The sequence below is a fragment of the Mesotoga sp. HF07.pep.5.2.highcov genome (genome assembly GCF_003666285.1).
In the GTDB taxonomy this organism is placed as follows: Bacteria; Thermotogota; Thermotogae; order Petrotogales; family Kosmotogaceae; genus Mesotoga; species Mesotoga prima.
Genome location: NZ_JFHJ01000566.1, coordinates 1 through 1,603 on the forward strand (window position 1 = coordinate 1; position 1,603 = coordinate 1,603).

Sequence of the window (1,603 nt, forward strand, 5' to 3'; positions counted from 1 at the left end):
GGGGACACGTTTCCTTATCTCTGAAGAAAAGAATTTCGCATCTTCGAGATTGTTAACATGTGTTATGCCAAAGATCTTCTTACCGGTCATTGCAGATTCCTTGATCAGCTCTATAATTGCCGCTCTGAATCTTTTGTTTCCCCTGACTGTCTTGAGAAGTTTGACCTCCCCATTTACTCCATGCAGGATGATCTTCATGATGAGTATGTTGATCACACTCCCCTGGAACTTGCTAAGACGTCCTCATTTGACTATGTTTTCCACAGTTGTTAGCAGAATGATTATTTTCACATTATCTCTGTAGATTCTTAGCACCGATAAAACGTCTTCAACGGTTGCACCGCTTTTAGCCGTTCTCGTCGCTATCAGTACCTGAATTCCATGAGAGATAGACCCCGCAAGAGAGTCGAAAACTATCGCCTTGTTTCCAGTTAGTTCAGCACCCAAAACCGCCGTTGATAGGTACCACTTAGCTTAGATGAAATAGTAATACACAACGGAGTATCGCCGTTCTTCTGAATCTGTTCGAAGATATCTGCAAAGTCTGCCGGGGAGGGTTGAGAGGTTTTCGGAAGCTCGTCGGACCTGCGCATTGACTACCAGAATTCCTCCGGAGTTATGTCTACGTCCTCCTTGAACGTATGATTTTCCATGAAAATGTTCAGGGAAGCAAATGGAATCTCGAGCTCCTCTAAAACTTCATTAGGGAGATCACATGAGCTGTCCGTAACTATTTTGATCACAGTACGCTTCCTCTCGGATCCGATAATTAGATTATAGGTCATAAATAGAGATGATCAATGTTTAATCGGAGTTTTGGAATACTTTTCGATCCCGTTTATTTAAGATCAACCGATCCTTTTATTCCCTCATATCAAAAGGAAAAGAGCGGTTCGCCCGCTCTCTTCTATCTTAGTAAATCGCAACTCTATTTCGCAGAAACAATCTCGTTGAATCTATCAACACTCAAGACTTCAGGAGAATAACTTCCCGCAAGCCTCTCATATTGCTTGAGAAACGCTCTGAGGTGACTCTCCGACCCTCGAAGAAGGTTCTCGTAAACCGTTCTTGTTCTCGAGCCAATCTCTCCTGCAAGAAGTTCTTCGATGTCGGCAATGTCTATCTCTTCTATCAACAAACCTACCTCAACCGCATCCAGTAGGGACTTGCTACCCTTTTCAATTAGCTCGTCGTAAAGCTTTTGAAGCTCCGGATCAGTGAATACACCAATGTCGTTTTCACCGACTGGGTCTTCGAGACCAATCTCACCAATCAGTGAAAGAACAGCATCTGTATGCTGTTGCTCACTTTCGGCGATGTTCTTGAAGACGTTCACGTTCCACATTTCGTAGAGCACTGTATAAACATCACGGGCAAGCTTTTCTTCTTCCCTCATGAATACAATTCCGTCTTCCTCTGCGGTTAGCCCGCTAGCCAGCGCCATTGTACCAATAATAAGAACCATCAATATTGCCGAAAACACTCTCTTCATATTCAATACCTCCATTTTTTGGATCTCGAGTAGATACTAACCTTCCATTCTTAGAATCTCCTGAGAATCCTTGCTTATAGTTCGCTTAGAGTCCCGGCCTTATGCAAAACT

General features: G+C 43.4%; 1 protein-coding gene and 1 pseudogene. Both read right to left on the reverse strand.

Annotation, left to right across the window (positions count from 1 at the left end; all coding sequences use genetic code 11):
* Nucleotides 1–785, reverse strand: a pseudogene (locus BG32_RS17195) (DegV family protein); the annotation flags it as partial.
* A 143-nt stretch (nucleotides 786–928) separates the two neighbouring features.
* A complete protein-coding gene (locus BG32_RS11965) occupies nucleotides 929–1,492 on the reverse strand; it encodes a DUF2202 domain-containing protein (RefSeq protein WP_099771351.1) in 564 nt (187 codons plus the stop codon).
* Nucleotides 1,493–1,603 lie beyond the last annotated feature (111 nt).